At 67.8% G+C, this 16,842-nt stretch carries 10 protein-coding genes; 1 reads left to right on the top strand and 9 read right to left on the bottom strand.

Annotated features, from left to right (window positions below):
* Positions 1-600: 600 nt before the first annotated feature.
* The 9 genes from SRB17_RS32465 to ngcE all read right to left on the bottom strand — a co-directional run bounded on the left by SRB17_RS32465 (position 601) and on the right by ngcE (position 12,661).
* The gene (locus tag SRB17_RS32465) at positions 601-2,124 is read right to left on the bottom strand and encodes an amino acid permease (RefSeq protein WP_323376559.1); all 1,524 of its coding nucleotides are present in this window, start codon (positions 2,122-2,124) and stop codon (positions 601-603) included.
* Between the two features lie 155 nt (positions 2,125-2,279).
* Positions 2,280-4,208 (bottom strand): 1-deoxy-D-xylulose-5-phosphate synthase, encoded by a 1,929-nt coding sequence (gene dxs / locus SRB17_RS32460; RefSeq protein WP_323376558.1) that lies wholly within the window; start codon positions 4,206-4,208, stop codon positions 2,280-2,282.
* Positions 4,209-4,334: 126 nt separating this feature from the next.
* Complete coding sequence (locus tag SRB17_RS32455; protein WP_323376557.1) at positions 4,335-5,627, bottom strand: sugar ABC transporter permease; 1,293 nt, start codon at positions 5,625-5,627, stop codon at positions 4,335-4,337.
* A complete protein-coding gene (locus SRB17_RS32450; RefSeq protein ID WP_153543738.1) occupies positions 5,624-6,415 on the bottom strand; it encodes an ATP-binding cassette domain-containing protein in 792 nt (263 codons plus the stop codon). Before SRB17_RS32450 ends, SRB17_RS32455 begins: the two co-directional genes overlap by 4 nt.
* Positions 6,416-6,597: 182 nt before the next feature.
* Positions 6,598-7,698 (bottom strand): sugar ABC transporter substrate-binding protein, encoded by a 1,101-nt coding sequence (locus tag SRB17_RS32445; RefSeq protein ID WP_153544106.1) that lies wholly within the window; start codon positions 7,696-7,698, stop codon positions 6,598-6,600.
* Positions 7,699-7,831: 133 nt separating this feature from the next.
* The gene (locus SRB17_RS32440; RefSeq protein WP_323376556.1) at positions 7,832-9,031 is read right to left on the bottom strand and encodes an ROK family transcriptional regulator; all 1,200 of its coding nucleotides are present in this window, start codon (positions 9,029-9,031) and stop codon (positions 7,832-7,834) included.
* Positions 9,032-9,218: 187 nt separating this feature from the next.
* Positions 9,219-10,139 (bottom strand): carbohydrate ABC transporter permease, encoded by a 921-nt coding sequence (locus SRB17_RS32435; RefSeq protein WP_153543736.1) that lies wholly within the window; start codon positions 10,137-10,139, stop codon positions 9,219-9,221.
* A 15-nt stretch (positions 10,140-10,154) separates the two neighbouring features.
* Positions 10,155-11,090 carry a carbohydrate ABC transporter permease gene (locus SRB17_RS32430; protein ID WP_153543735.1) on the bottom strand — a complete coding sequence of 312 codons (936 nt, stop codon included), beginning with the start codon at positions 11,088-11,090 and terminating at the stop codon, positions 10,155-10,157.
* Between the two features lie 125 nt (positions 11,091-11,215).
* Positions 11,216-12,661, bottom strand: coding sequence for an N-acetylglucosamine/diacetylchitobiose ABC transporter substrate-binding protein (ngcE, locus tag SRB17_RS32425; protein WP_153543734.1), 1,446 nt, complete (start codon positions 12,659-12,661; stop codon positions 11,216-11,218).
* Between the two features lie 352 nt (positions 12,662-13,013).
* Between ngcE and SRB17_RS32420 the strand changes: the two genes are divergently transcribed.
* The gene (locus SRB17_RS32420) at positions 13,014-16,823 is read left to right on the top strand and encodes a GH92 family glycosyl hydrolase (RefSeq protein ID WP_194294213.1); all 3,810 of its coding nucleotides are present in this window, start codon (positions 13,014-13,016) and stop codon (positions 16,821-16,823) included.
* Positions 16,824-16,842 lie beyond the last annotated feature (19 nt).

The following is a 16,842-nucleotide window of genomic DNA, read 5'->3' as shown; positions in this document are numbered from 1 at the left end:
CGTACGGCACTGCACCGGGCCCATCGTCCATCGGTGCGACGCCGAACCCGAGGTTCGTACGGCACTGCGCCGGGCCCGTCGTCCATCGGTGCGACGCCGAACCCGAGGTTCGTACGGCACTGCACCGAGCCCATCGTCCATCGGTGCGACGCCGAACCCGAGGTTCGTACGGCACTGCACCGAGCCCGGCGGCCGTACGGGACAGCACCCGACCCGACACCCACACGGCACAGCACGACCCGACACCCGCACGACACAGCACCCGACCCGACACCCGCACGACACAGCGCCGAGCCCGACGTCGGCGCGGGCCCGAGAGCCTGGGCGCCCCACGGGACCGGGCCCCGAGCCCGGCGAGCCCACGGGGATCGGCCGAGAGCCCAGAAGGCCGCAGAGGACCGGGCCGAGCGCAGGCCGGCACCGCGCGGGGGCAGCAGACGCGTCCGGTACGCCGTCCGGGTGCCGGTCCTCGTGACCACGGTCCGTGCGGGGCGAGTGGGGCGGCGGGCATGGGGCACGGAGAGCACGTTGTCCGGACCCGTGGCCCCGGCCGCAGCGGGACATGCGGGGCCGGAATCAGCAGCCGCCCGGTGAAGACGGTTACGGAGTGTTTCCGGCGGACGGCCGCCGGGTCTCTCCGGTGGCGGTCCGCCCGCCCGCGGCCAGCCGGCTGTGGGTGCGGCCGTAGAAGAAGTAGACGGCGAAACCGATCACCATCCAGATGGCGAACCGCAGCCAGGTCTCGGCCGGCAGGTTGAGCATCAGCCACAGCGAGGCGCACACCGACAGGACCGGGATGACCGGCACCCACGGGGTGCGGAAGGCGCGCGGCAGGTCCGGGCGGGTCCGGCGCAGGATGATCACGCTGATCGCGACGACGACGAACGCGAAGAGCGTTCCGATGTTCACCAGTTCGGCGAGCTCGCTCAGGCTGGTGAAACCGGAGACGATCGCGATGATCACGCCGAGCAGGACGGTCGGCCGGTGCGGGGTGCGGAAGCGCGGGTGGACGCGGGAGAAGAAGCGCGGCAGCAGTCCGTCGCGGCTCATCGCGAAGAACACCCGGGTCTGGCCGAGCAGCAGGATCATGCACACGGTGGTCAGGCCGACGGCGGCGCCGAAACTGATCACACCCGCGAACCAGGGGTGCCCGATGGCCTTGAAGGCGTCGGCGAGCGGGGCCTCCACGGACAGCTTGGAGTACTTCTCCATGCCGACGACGACGAGGGAGACGGCGACGTACAGCACGGTGCAGATGAGCAGGGAGCCGAGGATGCCGCGCGGCATGTCCCGCTGCGGGTTGCGGGTCTCCTCGGCGGCGGTGGCGACGATGTCGAAGCCGATGAAGGCGAAGAACACCACCGAGGCGGCCGTGAAGATGCCCATCACGCCGAAGTTGGCGGGCGCCCAGCCGAACATCAGCTGGATCAGCGGGGCCCTGAGATTGCCGCCGGCGGGCACCGGCTGGGGCTTGGGGATGAACGGCGAGTAGTTGCTGCCCGTGATGAAGAAGGCACCCGCGATGATCACGATGAGCACGACGACCACCTTGATGGCGACGACGAGCGAGGTGATCCGGGCCGACAGTTTCATGCCGAGGACGAGGATGCCGGTGAGCACCAGCACCAGGGCGGCGGCGAGGATGTCGAAGCCGAAGCCGGAGGCGGTGTCCCGGCTGGCCAGATAGTCCGGCAGATGCCAGCCGACGTTGTCCATCAGGGAGCGGATGTACCCGGACCAGCCGACCGCCACCACCGCCGTGCCGAGCGCGAACTCCAGGACCAGGTCCCAGCCGATGATCCAGGCGGGCAGCTCGCCCAGGGAGGCGTAGCTGAACGTGTACGCCGAGCCCGCCACGGGGACCGTGGACGCGAACTCGGCGTAGCAGAGGGCGGCGAGCGCGCAGACCACGCCCGCCACCACGAAGGCCAGGGACACCGCCGGGCCGGCGTTGTTCTTGGCGACCTGTCCGGTGAGGACGAAGATGCCGGTGCCGATGATGACACCGACGCCGAAGACGGTCAGGTCGAGCGCGGAGAGGGACTTCCTGAGCGAATGCTCCGGTTCCTCGGTGTCCTGGATGGACTGCTCGATGTTCTTCGTCCTGAACAACGCGCTGGTCACGTACCTACCTCCCACGCTTGGGGGCCTCGCCGTGGCCCGTCATGATCGAGAGGGTCGGAGATGCGTATGCCCCGGCACAGGCAGGTTCACGCAGACGGGCCGGTTCCGCCACCGCAGGGAGTGGCGTGACCGGCCCGTCAGGGGGCGCGTTCGGGTCAGTCGCGCGCGGGCTCGACCGACTCCACTTCGGCGGCCGTACGGTCGAACCGTCCGTCCAGCTTGGCGACCAGTCCGGTGACCTGGCGGGCGATGTCCGGGGCGGTCAGGCCGATCTCGGCGAGGACCTCGGCGCGGGAAGCGTGGTCGAGGAAGCGCGGCGGGATGCCGAAGTCGCGCAGCGGCACGTCGACGCCGGCGTCGCGCAGGGACTGGGCGATCGCGGAGCCGACGCCGCCGGCCCGGCTGTTGTCCTCGACGGTGACGACGACCCGGTGCCGCTCGGCGAGCGGGGCCATCGCCTCGTCGACGGGTTTGACCCAGCGCGGGTCGACCACGGTGGTGGAGATGCCCTGCTTGTCGAGCAGGCCGGCGATCTCCAGGCACATCGGGGCCAGGGCGCCCACGGAGACGAGCAGCACGTCCGGCCGGTCGGTGCCGGGCTCGCGCAGCACGTCCATGCCGCCGACACGGCCCACGGCGGGTACGGCGGGGCCGACGGCGCCCTTGGAGAAGCGGACCACGGTCGGCGCGTCGTCCACCGCGACGGCCTCCCGCAGCTGGGCCCGCACCTGTTCGGCGTCTCGCGGGGCGGCCAGCCTCAGGCCCGGTACGACCTGCAGGATCGACATGTCCCACATGCCGTTGTGCGAGGCACCGTCCGTTCCGGTGACACCGGCCCGGTCCAGCACGAAGGTCACCCCGCACCTGTGCAGGGCCACGTCCATGAGGACCTGGTCGAAGGCGCGGTTGAGGAAGGTGGCGTACACGGCGAAGACGGGGTGCACCCCGGCGTGGGCGAGGCCCGCCGCGGAGACGGCGCCGTGCTGCTCCGCGATCCCGACGTCGTACACGCGTTCGGGGAACTGCTTGGCGAACCGGTCGAGACCGACCGGCTGGAGCATGGCGGCCGTGATGGCGACGATGTCCTCGCGCTCCTCGCCGAGCCGGACCATCTCCTCCCCGAAGACGGAGGTCCAGTCGGCGCCGGAGGAGGCGATCGGCAGGCCGGTGTCCGGGTGGATCTTGCCGACGGCGTGGAAGCGGTCCGCCTCGTCCTGCAGGGCGGGCTGGTAGCCGCGGCCCTTCTCCGTGAGGCAGTGCACGATCACCGGGCCGCCGAACCGCTTGGCGCGGGCCAGCGCGGACTCCAGCGCCTCGATGTCGTGGCCGTCGATCGGGCCGACGTACTTCAGCCCCAGGTCCTCGAACATGCCCTGCGGTGCGATGAAGTCCTTGAAGCCCTTCTTCGCCCCGTGCAGGGTCTCGTAGAGCGGCCTGCCGACGACCGGGGTGCGCTCCAGGAGCTCCTTCGTCCGGGCGAGGAACCGCTCGTAGCCGTCGGTGGTCCGCAGGGTCGCCAGGTGGTTGGCGAGGCCGCCGATGGTGGGGGCGTACGACCGCTCGTTGTCGTTGACGACGATGACCAGCGGGCGGTCCTTCGCGTCGGCGATGTTGTTGAGGGCCTCCCAGGCCATGCCACCGGTGAGGGCGCCGTCACCGATGACGGCGACGACATGGCTGTCGCGGTTCTTCAGCTGGTTGGCCTTGGCGATGCCGTCGGCCCAGCCGAGCACGGTGGAGGCGTGGCTGTTCTCGATGACGTCGTGCTCGGACTCGGCCTGCGAGGGGTAGCCGGACAGGCCGCCCTTCATCTTCAGCCTGGAGAAGTCCTGCCGGCCGGTGAGCAGCTTGTGCACATAGGACTGGTGGCCGGTGTCCCACAGCACCTTGTCCTTCGGCGAGTCGAAGACGCGGTGCAGGGCGATGGTCAGCTCCACCACGCCGAGGTTGGGGCCGAGGTGGCCGCCGGTCTTGGAGACGGCGTCGACGAGGAAGGTCCGGATCTCCTCTGCCAGCTGGTCCAGCTCCTCCAGGCTGAGCCGGTCCAGATCGCGCGGTCCCCTGATGCGGGTCAGCAGCGGCACCCGTGCCTCCTTGCGTTGAGCTGATCGAGCTTTGACGGGCTCGCCCGAGTCTAATGTTCATGCTTTGCACGACACGACAGCGCCCGGCCCCTTTCGGGCGCCGGGCGCTGTCGTACGGCCGGGGCGCTACGCGCGACCAGCCGACTTCTGCGTCTTGCGGGTCACCGCGTCGATGACGACTGTGGCGAGCAGAACACCACCGGTGATCATGTACTGCACCGGCGAGGCGATGCCCTGCAGCGCGAGGCCGTACTGGATCGAGACGATCACCAGCACACCGAGGAGCGCGTTCCAGGTGCGCCCACGCCCACCGAACAGCGAGGTACCACCGATGACCGCGGCTGCGATCGCGTTCATCAGCAGGTCACCGCCGCCGGCGCCCTGGTTGGCGGACGCGATCTTGGAGGCGATGAACAGACCGCCGATCGCCGCGAACGTACCGGAGATGGCGAACACCGAGATGCGGACCATGTCCACATTGATACCGGCACGGCGGGACGCCTCGACGCTGCCGCCGAGCGCGAAGACCTTGCGGCCGTAGGCGGTGCGGCGCAGCACGAAGTCCGTGATGAACAGCACGGCGACGAAGACCACCACGGCCAGCGGCAGGCCCTTGTACTGGTTGAAGACGACCGCGGCGGCGAAAGCCACGACGGCCAGCAGCACGGTGCGCAGGACGGTCTCGCTCAGCGGGCGGGACGGCACGCCGGCGGCCTCGCGGCGCTTGTTGCCGAAGTAGGAGCTGAGGAAGAACAGCACCGTCACCGCGATGGCGAGGCCGTAGGCGGCGGCCACGTCGGAGAAGTAGTAGCTGGTCAGCTTGGCGACCAGGCCGTTGTCGTTCAGGTTGATCGTGCCGTTGTCGCCCAGGATCTTGAGCATGAGGCCGTTCCAGAACAGCAGACCGGCCAGGGTGACCGCGAACGCCGGCACGCCGATCTTCGCGAAGAAGAAGCCCTGCACCGCGCCCGCGACCGTCCCGGTGAGGATCGACAGCACCAGGGCCAGGATCTCGTTCATGCCGTGGGTGATGTTGAGCACCGCGAAGGTGGCGCCCGCGACACCGGAGAGCGAACCGACCGACAGGTCGATCTCGCCGAGCAGCAGGACGAACACGATGCCGACGGCGATCATGCCCGTGCCGACCATGGCGACGGAGATGTCGGAGAGGTTGCCGGCGGTCAGGAAGTTGGAGTTCAGGCTCTGGAAGATGATCCAGATGATCGCCAGGCCGATGACGACGGGGATGGAGCCGAGGTCGCCGGCCTTCATCTTGCGCTTGAACTCGGTGACGTAGCCCGCGAGGCCCTGCTCGCGCACCAGCAGACGGGGGTCGACGGCGACGTCAGAGCCGCGTGCCGCCTCGGGGTTCTCCACGGGCGTGTCCTCGGGGGGCGTGGAGGTCTTGTCGATGCTCACTTCTTGATCTCCCCATTGCTGCGCGCCGCACGACGGGTCACGGCGTTGTCCGTGGCGCCGGTGATGGCGGAGATGATCTCTTCCTGCGAGGTCGACTTGACCTCGAAGACGCCGTTGTTCTTGCCCAGACGCAGCACCGCCACCTTGTCGGCGACGGCCTTGACGTCGGCCATGTTGTGGCTGATGAGGATCACGGCGTGACCGCGCTCCCGCAGCCGCTCCACCAGGTCGAGGACCTGGGCGGTCTGCTCCACGCCGAGCGCCGCGGTGGGCTCGTCGAGGATGACCAGCTTGGGCTCGCCGAGCATGGAGCGGGCGATGGCCACGACCTGGCGCTGACCGCCGGAGAGCGAGGCGATCGGGATACGGACGCTGGGGATGCGGATGGAGAGCTGGTCCAGCAGCTCGCGCGAGCGGCGCTCCATCTCGACCTCGTCCAGCACACCGCGGCGGCGGATCTCCCGGCCGAGGAAGAGGTTGCCGACGACGTCGATGTTGTCGCACAGCGCGAGGTCCTGGTAGACCGTCGCGATGCCCAGGTTCTGGGCGTCGTGCGGCTTGTTGACCTGGACGGCCTTGCCGTCCCATTCGAGGACGCCCTCATCGATGGGGTGCACGCCGGCGATCGTCTTGACCAGCGTGGACTTTCCGGCACCGTTGTCGCCGACCAGGGCGACCACCTCACCGGCGTGGACCTCAAGCTCTACGTCGGTGAGCGCCTGAACGGCACCGAACCGCTTGGAGACCCCGCGCAACGCCAGCACGGGCGTAGCGGACACGTGAACCATCTCCTTCGCCGCCTGACCCGGCGGGAGGTTGTGCAGAAGTTTGGGGGGTAGTTCCGTCCGGCGCCCCGCACCGAGCTTGCGGGGCTGTTTGTTTGTGCGGGGCGCCGGAGGGGCTGGGGGGCGCCTTTCCCGCCAGGTATTCAGGAGTGAATTCTCCTAGAGGGAAAGGCGCGTGCGGCTGCTTACTTCAGGCCGATCTTGTCGCAGGCGGCCTTGTACTGCGAGGTGCAGATGTCGGCGACCGTGTAGACGCCGTCCTTGATGACGGTGTCCTTGATGTTGTCCTTGGTCAGCGCGGTGACCGGCACCAGGACGGAGGGCACCTGCTTGGTGGTGGGGCTGTCGACCTTGTCCTTGGCGACGGAGTCGAGCGACTTGCCCTGGGCGAGGTCCACGGCCATCTCGGCGGCCGCGGCGGCCTCCGGGGCGTACGGCTTGTAGACGCTCATGTACTGCTCACCGGCGACGATGCGCTGGACACCGGCGAGCTCCGCGTCCTGGCCGGTGACCGGGATGTTGGAGATGCCCGCGGCCTTGAGGGCGGTGATGATACCGCCGGCCATGCCGTCGTTGGCGGAGTAGACGCCGATGATGTTCTTCTTGCCCACAGCGGAAATGGCGCCCTCCATGTTGGAGTTGGCGTTCTCCGGCTTCCACTCCTTGGTGTCGTACTCCTTGCCGACCTTCACCTTGCCGTCGAGCACCTCGTGGGCGCCCTTCTTGAACTGCGCGGCGTTCGGGTCGGTGGAGGAGCCGTTCATCATGACGATCTCGCCGGACTTGGCCTTGGAGCCCAGGGCCTTCAGCAGGGCCTCGCCCTGGGTCTTGCCGACCGTCTCGTTGTCGAACGAGGTGTACGCGTCGATCGGGCCCTGCGCCAGGCGGTCGTAGGCGACGACCGGGATGCCGGCGTCCTTGGCCTTCTGGACCGAGTTCTTGATGGCCGCGGCGTCCACCGAGTCCACGATCAGGACGTCCACCTTGTTGGTGATCATGGTGTCGACCTGCTGGTTCTGCAGGGTCGCGTCCTGCTTGGCGTTGGCGTAGACAACCTTGCCCTTGCCGCCCGTGAGCTCCTGGACCTTCTTCTCGATCAAGGGCTTGTCGAACTTCTCGTAACGGGCGGTCTGGTTCTCCGGCAGGAGCAGACCGACCGTGATCGCGTCGCCCTTCTTGGGGCTGGACGACTTGGAGGAGCCGCCACCGGACTCCTTGGCGCTGCCACAGGCGGCGAGAGAGACGGCCATGGCACCAGTAGCAACGGCGAAGGCCGCACGACGCATACGCGTGTTCACTTCAGAAACCTCCCTGACGAGGCCGCGTCGTTGCGGCCGAGGTGGCTGGAAGTCAACTCGGCCACACGTGCGACGTCAAGAAGTAAATCCTTAACGAGATGGCAACGGTGCCATCCGTTCTCTAAGTGAAGGCGGGTGCCGCCACCTGCAGAGAACCATCCAAAAGGGTCGAATCGCCCATCTCGCTGAGGGCGAGGGCGAGCGCTCCGAGCACCTCGGCGCGGCCGCCAAGTGCCCCCGGGAGAACGGACAGTTGACGCGCCGCGCTGGGAATGGCGTAGCGGCCGACGGACTCCCTGATCGGCCCGAGCACCAGCTCACCGGCCTCGGCGAGATCACCGCCGAGGACCACCCGGCTCGGGTTCAGCAGATTGCAGAGATTGGCCACCCCACTGCCGATGTGACGACCGACGTCGGCGATCACCCGACGACAGCCCGGGTCACCGTCCCTGGCCAGCCGTACGACGCCTTCCATGGTCAGGTCGGGGCCGTGACTGGGCTGGAGCAGCGGGAGCACATAGCGTGCGGCCGCGAAGGTCTCCAGGCAGCCGCGATTGCCGCAGCGGCAGACCGGGCCGGATTCATCGAGTGTAATATGACCGATTTCGCCCGCTGTGCCGCCCGGGCCGCGATAGATCTTGCCCTCGATCACCAGACCGGCGCCGACACCGCTCGCGACCTTGATGTACGCGAGGTCGCGGACGCCCTTGCCGGCGCCCCAGACCAGCTCGCCGAGAGCGCCCAGGTTGGCGTCGTTGTCCACGTGCACGGGCACGCCGAGCCGATCGCGCAGCTCCTCGGCGGGCTTGGCGCCGGTCCAGCCCGGCAGGATCGCGGTGGAGCCGAGCGTCCCGGACTCCACATCGATCGGGCCCGGCACGCCGAGCCCCACCCCGGCCACCTTGGAGCGGCTGACGCCCGTCGCCGCGATCAGGCGGCTGACCAGCTGCTCCGCCCGGTCGAAGCCCTGTGCGGCGGAGGCGTCGACGTCCAGCGGCTCGGCCTCCTCGGCCAGCACCTGATGGGCGAGGTTCCCGATCGCGACGCGCAGATGGGTGTGCCCGAAGTCGACACCGATCACAATCCCGGCGTCCCCGCTCAGACTGACGCTGCGTGCCCTGCGCCCGCCCGCCGACGTGGGCGTGACCTCGACGGTTCCGCCGTCCTTCAGCTCCCGCACGATGTTGGACACCGTCGCGGCGGACAGACCGGTCGTCCGCGCGATCTCCGCCTGCGTGAGGGACCCGGCCAAGCGCACGGCCCGTACGACCCGCTCCAGGTTGGCTCGGTGCAGCGACGACTGCGACCCTGGAGTCTCCACGACGACCTCCTGAGCGCGGGGCCGCTTCGGCGAGGCCCCGCGTATGTCCAACTAGTGAACTCTAAGCTGAGCCGTTCGGGGTGTCTTACGTCAAGAGGTTGAACCCAATTCCGGGACCCGGACGCATGTGCGCACGCCGCCCCGGAAGCCGGAACGGCGTGCGCACGGACGGTCGCGGAGCGTGTCGCTACTTCAGGGTCGCCGAGGTCAGACCCGCCTGCACCTGGCGCTGGAAGGACAGGTAGACGACCAGCATCGGGATCATCGCGATGGTCACACCCGCGAACAGCACCGGCAGGTCGGAGGCGTATCCCTGCTGCTGTTGCAGCTGGATCAGCCCCTGGGTGAGGACATAGCGCTCGGGGTCGGAGCCGCTCTGCGGCTGCATGAGCACCGTGGGCAGGATGAACTGGTTCCACTGGCCCAGGGTGTTGAAGATCCCCACGCTGATCAGCCCGGGCTTGGCCATCGGCAGCATCACCTGGAAGAAGGTCCGGGTGTGCGAGGCGCCGTCCAGGATCGCCGCCTCGAAGACCGCCGTGGGCAGGGTCCGGAAGAAGGCGTGCATGAAGAACACCGTGAACGGCATCGAGTAGGCGACGTAGACCAGGATCAGGCCCTGGTAGGTGTTCAGCATGTCCAGCCGCTTGACCATGAAGAACAGCGGGACGAGGGCCAGGAACACCGGGAACATGGCGCCGGCGACGAAGAAGTAGTACAGCAGCCGGTTGCCCCAGAACCGGTACCGGGCCAGCACGTACGCGGCCATCGAGCCGAACAGCATGGTGAGCGGCACGGAGAACACCAGGACGATCACGGTGTTCAGGAAGTAGTCCCCGATGCCCTTGTTCCAGGCCCGCCGGAAGACGCCGAAGGACCAGTCGTGCGGCCAGCCGAACGCCGAGCCGCCGATCTGCGCGTCGGTCTTGAAGGAACTGATCACCAGCCACAGCAGCGGCAGCACGATCAGCAGCGCCCACAGGGCGAGGAAGCCGTGCGAGAAGACGTTCAGTACGACGCCCTCGCCGCGCCGGTCGCCGGGCCGGCCGGGCACCTTGGCCACGGGCCCCTCGGCCGGAGCGGGGGCGGTCTCCTTGAGTGCAGTCATCGTCGTTACTCCCGCTCAGAACTCGATGCGCTCGCGGCGGGTGGCGCGCAGCGTGACCACGGACAGGACCAGGGTGAGCAGCAGCATGACCACGCCCATCGCGCAGGCGTAGCCACTCTTGCCGTAGTAGAGGAAGTTGCGCATCATCACCGTCGCCATCACATCGCTGTGATGGTCGGGGCCGCCGCCGTACGCGCCCATGCTCTGGGTCATGGAGGACACCAGTACGAACATGTCCATGGCGACGATACCGAGGTAGACCCAGGCGGTCTGCACGGTGTCCCACAGCAGCGGCAGGGTGATGCGGAAGAAGGACTGGTTGCGGCTCGCCCCGTCGATCAGGGCGGCCTCGTAGATGTCCCGGGGGATGGACTGCATGGCGGCCGAGAACAGCACCAGGTAGAAGCCCACGCCCTGCCAGATCACGGCCACCATCAGCGCCCACAGGACCAGGTTCGGCTCGTTCAGCCATTCCACCGGGTTGTTGGCGTCCACCAGCCCGATCTTGATCAGCACGCCGTTGAGCAGACCGCCGCCGTCACTGCGGTACACCGCGTTGAACAGCACGGCGAGAATCGCCAGCGACAGCACCTGCGGGAAGAAGTAGACGATCTTGTAGAACTTCGACCCCGCGACGCCCTGCACCCCGCCGGCCCTGCTGCGTCCGCCCGCGTTCAGCATGAAGGCGAAGAACAGGGCGAGCAGGATCGTGATCACCGGGATGAAGATCAGGAACAGGATGTTGTGCCAGATCGCCTCCAGGAACACATCGTCCTGGAACAGCGCCTTGTAGTTGTCCAGACCGACGAAGTCGAAGGTCTGCGACTGGCCCTTCCAGTCGGTCAGTGAATAACCGAACGTCTGGATGTACGGCCAGATCACGAAGATCAGATAAAGCACCACGGGAACGAAGAGAAACCCCGCGACGAACCGGTACTGCCCTTTGCGCATGGCGTTCCTGCCCTTGATATTCAGGTGAGCGCCAACACCCTAGGGGCGCGGGGAACTGCGCGACCGGCCACAACGCGACCGGCACCCGCAGAACAACCCGCACCCCCACGGCGTCTCGGCGAAAATCACGCGTGCCGGTTCTTCTTCGACGCCGGGTCCTTCGCCTGCTTGTCCACCGCCGCCTGACACCTCTTCAGCCATTCCTTCGGCTGAATCCGCTTCGCCATGAGCTCATTGGACGCGTTCTGGATCGCCGTGTCCATCTCGCTGTACCAGTCGGGGTACAGGAAGCGGAACGTGTTGGAGCCGGCCGCCTTGGAGGCCTCCACCGTGGACTGCGTACCCGGCCGCAGCTTGACACTCGGATCGACGCCGTCCTGCAGGATCGTCAGCGAGTTCGCCTCCTTGGCGAACAGCGTCGACCAGTCCTTGGACAGCATCCGCCGCATGAACTCCTTGGCGCCGGGCAGGTTCGCCGCCTTCGCCGGGATGATGAAGGGCTCACCGGAGCCGGCCCGGATCGCCTCGAACGGCATCTTGCTGCCGGGCAGCAGCGGCATCGGCAGGAACTTCATGTCGAAGTCCGTCGGCGTCTGCTTCAGCTGCTCGTTCTCCAGCCAGGAGCCGCAGGTGATGAACGCGGCCTTGTACTGGTTCCACCGGGTCTGCGACTCGGTGTGGGTCAGGCCGTTGGTGCCCGGCATCAACAGGCCCTTCTCGACGACCTCGTAGATCGCCTCGACGCCCGCCTGGGCCGCGTCGGAACCGACGAACGCCTTCGGGTCCAGGTTGTCGATCGCCTTGACGGCGTCGATCCCGCCCTTCTTGGCGATCATGTCCATGATGGCGACGTTGATGTAGTACGGGTACTTGCCCTGGTGGGCGAGGCCGCCGATGCCCTGCTTCTTGGCGTCCTGGCAGATGGCGAGGAAGTCGTCCCAAGTCTTCGGCGCCTGCCAGCCCTTCTGCTGGAAGAGCTTGCCGGAGTACCACAGGCCCCACACCGTGTAGATGTAGTTGAGGGCGACGACCTTGCCCTCCTGGATGCCCGGGTCGAGGGTGCCGGGGATCAGGGTGTCACGGACCTTCTTGCTCGGGTCGTCGACCGACGGCGCGTCGAGGACCTCGGAGAGGTCGAGCAGCGAGCCGTTCTTGTACAGCACGTCGATCTTGATCTGCTGGGCGCCGGAGTCGTCCACGATGTCCGGCGGGTTGCCGGCGTTGAAGCGCGGCTGCAGCTTGCCGGTGATCTCCTGGGTGCCGGTGTGGGTCGAGGTGATGCCGAGCTTCTTGCCGAAGTCGGCCTCCCACGCCTTGGCGTAGTCGTCGCCGTATCCGCCCTTGAAGACGACGACGTCGAGTTTGCTGCCGCTCTTCGCGCCGAAGGGGTTGTCCTTGGACGCCTTTCCCTTGGTGTTGCCCTCGTCGGAGTTGCTCCCGCCTCCGCCGCCGCTCGCACAGGCGGACAGCAGGCCCATTGCGGGGGCCGCCACCAGGCCCAGCGCGGCCGAACGTTTGATCAGATCGCGGCGGCCGACATCCTCGCCACCGTGGTGCGCAGTGGATCCCATGCTCAAGTCCTCGCCTTCTCCAGGACTCAGGCGGTGAACCGGATCCTCCCCGGCACCGCTGTCGGGTAGTGCTGGGTCGTGCAGAGTCGTGCTGGAAGTGCCGACAGGTATAGTCCACTTCCCGCCGGCGGAGCAAGATCGAATGCAGGGTTCGCCATGGGTCTTTTCCGAGTTGAGACCTCGCGGAAATATGAGCCCCCTGCGGAGCGGCTGACAGAAAAACTCGCGGCATAAGTGCCTGAATGCCACACCCAACACCCTTGACATCACGGGCCACTTGCGGCCCTACTGGTTCCTGCGCACCGAGGTTGACAACGTTGTCCAGAGCGGTCGCAGGAGGGGTATCCACTCGATGCAGCGGAGAACTCGGCACAGATGGGGTCCGGCGGTCGTCCTCACGGCCGCCTTTGTCATGGCCGTCGGTGCACAGGGCGCGGCGGTCGCCCTGCCCGCCAAGGCGCCGGCAGCCGACCGGGAGTTCGCATCCTCGTTCGAGACGGGTGATCCGGCACCGGACTGGCTCAACACCGTCGACACCGAACCGGACGGCACCAAGCGTGCCTCGGGGGTCGACGGCGGCTACAGCACGGGCATACCGGGCAGTGTGAACGACCATGTCACCGAGGTCCGGGCGAGCGGCGAGAACACGGGCGCGGGCGAGGTCAAGGAGAACCTGGTCGACGGCGAGCCCGGCACCAAGTGGCTGACCTTCGAGCCCACCGGCTGGGTCGAGTTCGACCTCGACAAGCCCGTCAAGCTGGCGACGTACGCGCTCACCTCGGCCAACGACTACGCCGAGCGCGACCCGAGGGACTGGACGCTGCTCGGCTCCACCGACGGCAAGGACTGGAAGACGGTCGACACCCGCTCGGGAGAGACCTTCTCCGAGCGGTTCCAGACCAAGTCGTACGACCTGGCCGAGCCCGCCGAGTACCAGCACTTCCGGCTGGAGGTGACGAAGAACAACGGCGCCTCCGGCATCCTGCAGCTCGCCGATGTGCAGTTCTCCACCGGCGGCGGGGGCGACCCCGTGCCGCAGGACATGCTGACGCTGGTCGACAAGGGCCCGACGGCCTCGCCGACGGCCAAGGCGCGGGTCGGGTTCACGGGGAAGCGTGCGCTGCGCTACGCGGGGCGGCACACGGCGGGCGGCCGGGCGTACTCGTACAACAAGGTCTTCGACGTGAACGTGAAGGTCGGCGGCGACACCCAGCTGTCGTACCGGATCTTCCCGCAGATGGCCGACGGCGACCGGGACTACGACGCCACGAACGTCTCCCTCGACCTGGCCTTCACGGACGGCACCTATCTGAGCGATCTGGGCGCGCTGGACCAGCACGGGTTCCCGCTGTCGCCGCGCGGGCAGGGCGACTCGAAGTCGCTGTACGTCAACCAGTGGAACAACGTGGTCGCACGGATCGGTTCGGCGGCGGCCGGCAAGACGGTCGACCGGATCCTGGTGGCGTACGACTCCCCCACGGGGCCGGCGAAGTTCCGGGGCTGGATCGACGACGTGGCGCTGAAGCCCGTGGCGCCGGAGCAGCCGAAGGCGCATCTGTCGGACTACGCGCTGACCACGCGCGGCACCAACTCCAGCGGCAGCTTCTCGCGCGGCAACAACTTCCCGGCGACCGCCCTTCCGCACGGTTTCAACTTCTGGACGCCGGTGACCAACGCGTCGTCGCTGAGCTGGCTCTACGAGTACGCACATGCGAACAACGACGACAACCTGCCCACGATCCAGGCGTTCAGCGCGAGCCATGAGCCGAGCCCGTGGATGGGCGACCGGCAGACCTTCCAGGTGATGCCGTCGGCCGCGTCCGGCACTCCGGACACCGGCCGCGAGGCGCGCGAGCTGCCGTTCCGGCACGAGAACGAGACCGCGCGGCCGTACTACTACGGGGTCCGTTTCGAAAACGGTCTCAAGGCCGAGATGACGCCCACCGACCACGCGGCGATGCTGCGCTTCACCTATCCCGGCGACGACGCGAGCGTGCTGTTCGACAACGTCACCGAGCAGGCGGGCCTGACCCTCGACAAGGAGCACGGGACCGTCACCGGTTACTCGGACGTGAAGTCGGGCCTGTCGACCGGTGCGACCCGGCTGTTCGTGTACGGCGAGTTCGACAAGCCGGTGACGGACGGCGGATCGAGTGGGGTGAAGGGTTACCTGCGTTTCGACGCGGGCACGGACCACACCGTCACGCTGCGCCTCGCCACCTCGCTGATCAGCATCGACCAGGCGAAGGACAATCTGCGCCAGGAGATCCCGGACGGCGCCTCCTTCGACACGGTGAAGGCGCAGGCCCAGCGCACCTGGGACAAGCTGCTCGGCAAGGTCGAGGTGGAGGGCGCCACCCCGGACCAGCTGACCACGCTGTACTCCGGCATGTACCGGCTGTATCTGTACCCGAACTCCGGCTTCGAGAAGGTGGGTGACAAGGACCAGTACGCCTCCCCCTTCTCCCCGATGCCGAGCCAGGACACCCCGACGCACACCGGGGCGAAGATCGTGGACGGCAAGGTGTACGTCAACAACGGTTTCTGGGACACCTACCGGACCACGTGGCCGGCGTACTCGTTCCTGACGCCTTCTCAGGCGGGCGAGATGGTCGACGGGTTCGTGCAGCAGTACAAGGACGGCGGCTGGACCTCACGCTGGTCCTCCCCGGGCTATGCCGACCTGATGACCGGCACCTCCTCGGACGTGGCGTTCGCGGACGCGTACGTGAAGGGTGTGCAGTTCGACGCGAAGGCGGCGTACCAGGCGGCCCTGAAGAACGCGACGGTCGTGCCGCCGATGTCGGGTGTGGGCCGCAAGGGCATGAGCACCTCGCCGTTCCTCGGCTACACCAGCACCGCCACCGACGAGGGCCTGTCCTGGGCGATGGAGGGTTACGTCAACGACTACGGCATCGCGAGGATGGGCGAGGCCCTGTACAGGAAGACGGGTGAGAAGCACTACAAGGAGGAGTCCGAGTACTTCCTCAACCGCGCCCGGGACTATGTGAACCTGTTCGACTCCAAGGCGTCGGGAGGCTTCTTCCAGGGCCGTGACGCCAAGGGCGACTGGCGGGTGGACTCCGCGACGTACGACCCGCGCGTCTGGGGTTACGACTACACCGAGACGAACGGCTGGGGGTACGCCTTCAGCGTCCCGCAGGACAGCCGGGGCCTGGCCAACCTCTACGGCGGCCGGCAGGGTCTCGCCGACAAGCTGGACGCGTTCTTCTCCACCCCGGAAACCGCTTCGCCGGACTACGTCGGCTCCTACGGCGGTGTCATCCACGAGATGACCGAGGCACGCGACGTCCGGATGGGCATGCTCGGGCAGTCCAACCAGGTCGCGCACCATGTGTCGTACATGTACGACGCGGCCGGCCAGCCCTGGAAGACCCAGGCGGCGGTCCGCGAGATCCTTTCCCGGCTCTACGTCGGCAGCGAGATCGGGCAGGGCTACCACGGCGACGAGGACAACGGCGAGCAGTCGGGCTGGTACCTCTTCTCCGCGCTCGGCTTCTATCCGCTGGTGATGGGCAGCGGCGAGTACTCCATCGGCTCCCCGCTGTTCAAGAAGGTCACCGTGCACCTGGAGAACGGCCGCGACCTGGTGATCAAGGCGCCCGGTAACAGCGCCAAGAACGTCTACATCCAGGGCGTGACGTTCAACGGCCGTCCCTGGACGTCGACTTCGCTGCCCCATTCGCTGCTGTCCAAGGGCGGGGTGCTGGAGTTCTCCATGGGCGCCAAGCCGTCGGCATGGGGCACGGGCAAGAACGCCGCACCCGTCTCCATCACCCAGGACGACAAGGTGCCGGCGCCCCGCTCGGACGTCCTGAAGGGTGACGGCGCGCTGTTCGACAACACCTCGGCGACGGACGCCACGGTCACCTCGGTGGATCTGCCGGTGGACGGGGCCGTGAAGCCCGTCCAGTACACACTGACGTCCTCGACGGACCACACCAGGGCGCCGACCGGCTGGACCCTCCAGGGCTCCACGGACGGCACCACGTGGCAGACCCTGGACCACCGCTCGGGCGAGTCGTTCACCTGGGACCGGCAGACCCGGGCGTTCACCATCGCCGCGCCGGGCACGTACACGAAGTACCGGCTCGTCCTGGACGGCGAGTCGACGCTGGCGGAGGTGGAGCTGCTGGCCTGACGCGTAGCGCGTGGAAGGG

The sequence above is a fragment of the Streptomyces sp. RB17 genome, assembly GCF_009604455.1.
Taxonomy (GTDB): Bacteria; Actinomycetota; Actinomycetes; order Streptomycetales; family Streptomycetaceae; genus Streptomyces.
Note: the sequence above shows the minus strand (reverse complement) of the source record. Positions and strands in the feature narration are given on the sequence as shown.

Coding starts and splice junctions, on each gene's coding strand:
- SRB17_RS32430 (WP_153543735.1), bottom strand. CDS start 11,090: ATGCGCAAAGGGCAGTACCGGTTCGTCGCGGGGTTTCTCTTCGTTCCC.
- SRB17_RS32420 (WP_194294213.1), top strand. CDS start 13,014: ATGCAGCGGAGAACTCGGCACAGATGGGGTCCGGCGGTCGTCCTCACG.
- SRB17_RS32445 (WP_153544106.1), bottom strand. CDS start 7,698: ATGCGTCGTGCGGCCTTCGCCGTTGCTACTGGTGCCATGGCCGTCTCT.
- ngcE (WP_153543734.1), bottom strand. CDS start 12,661: ATGGGATCCACTGCGCACCACGGTGGCGAGGATGTCGGCCGCCGCGAT.
- SRB17_RS32435 (WP_153543736.1), bottom strand. CDS start 10,139: ATGACTGCACTCAAGGAGACCGCCCCCGCTCCGGCCGAGGGGCCCGTG.
- SRB17_RS32450 (WP_153543738.1), bottom strand. CDS start 6,415: ATGGTTCACGTGTCCGCTACGCCCGTGCTGGCGTTGCGCGGGGTCTCC.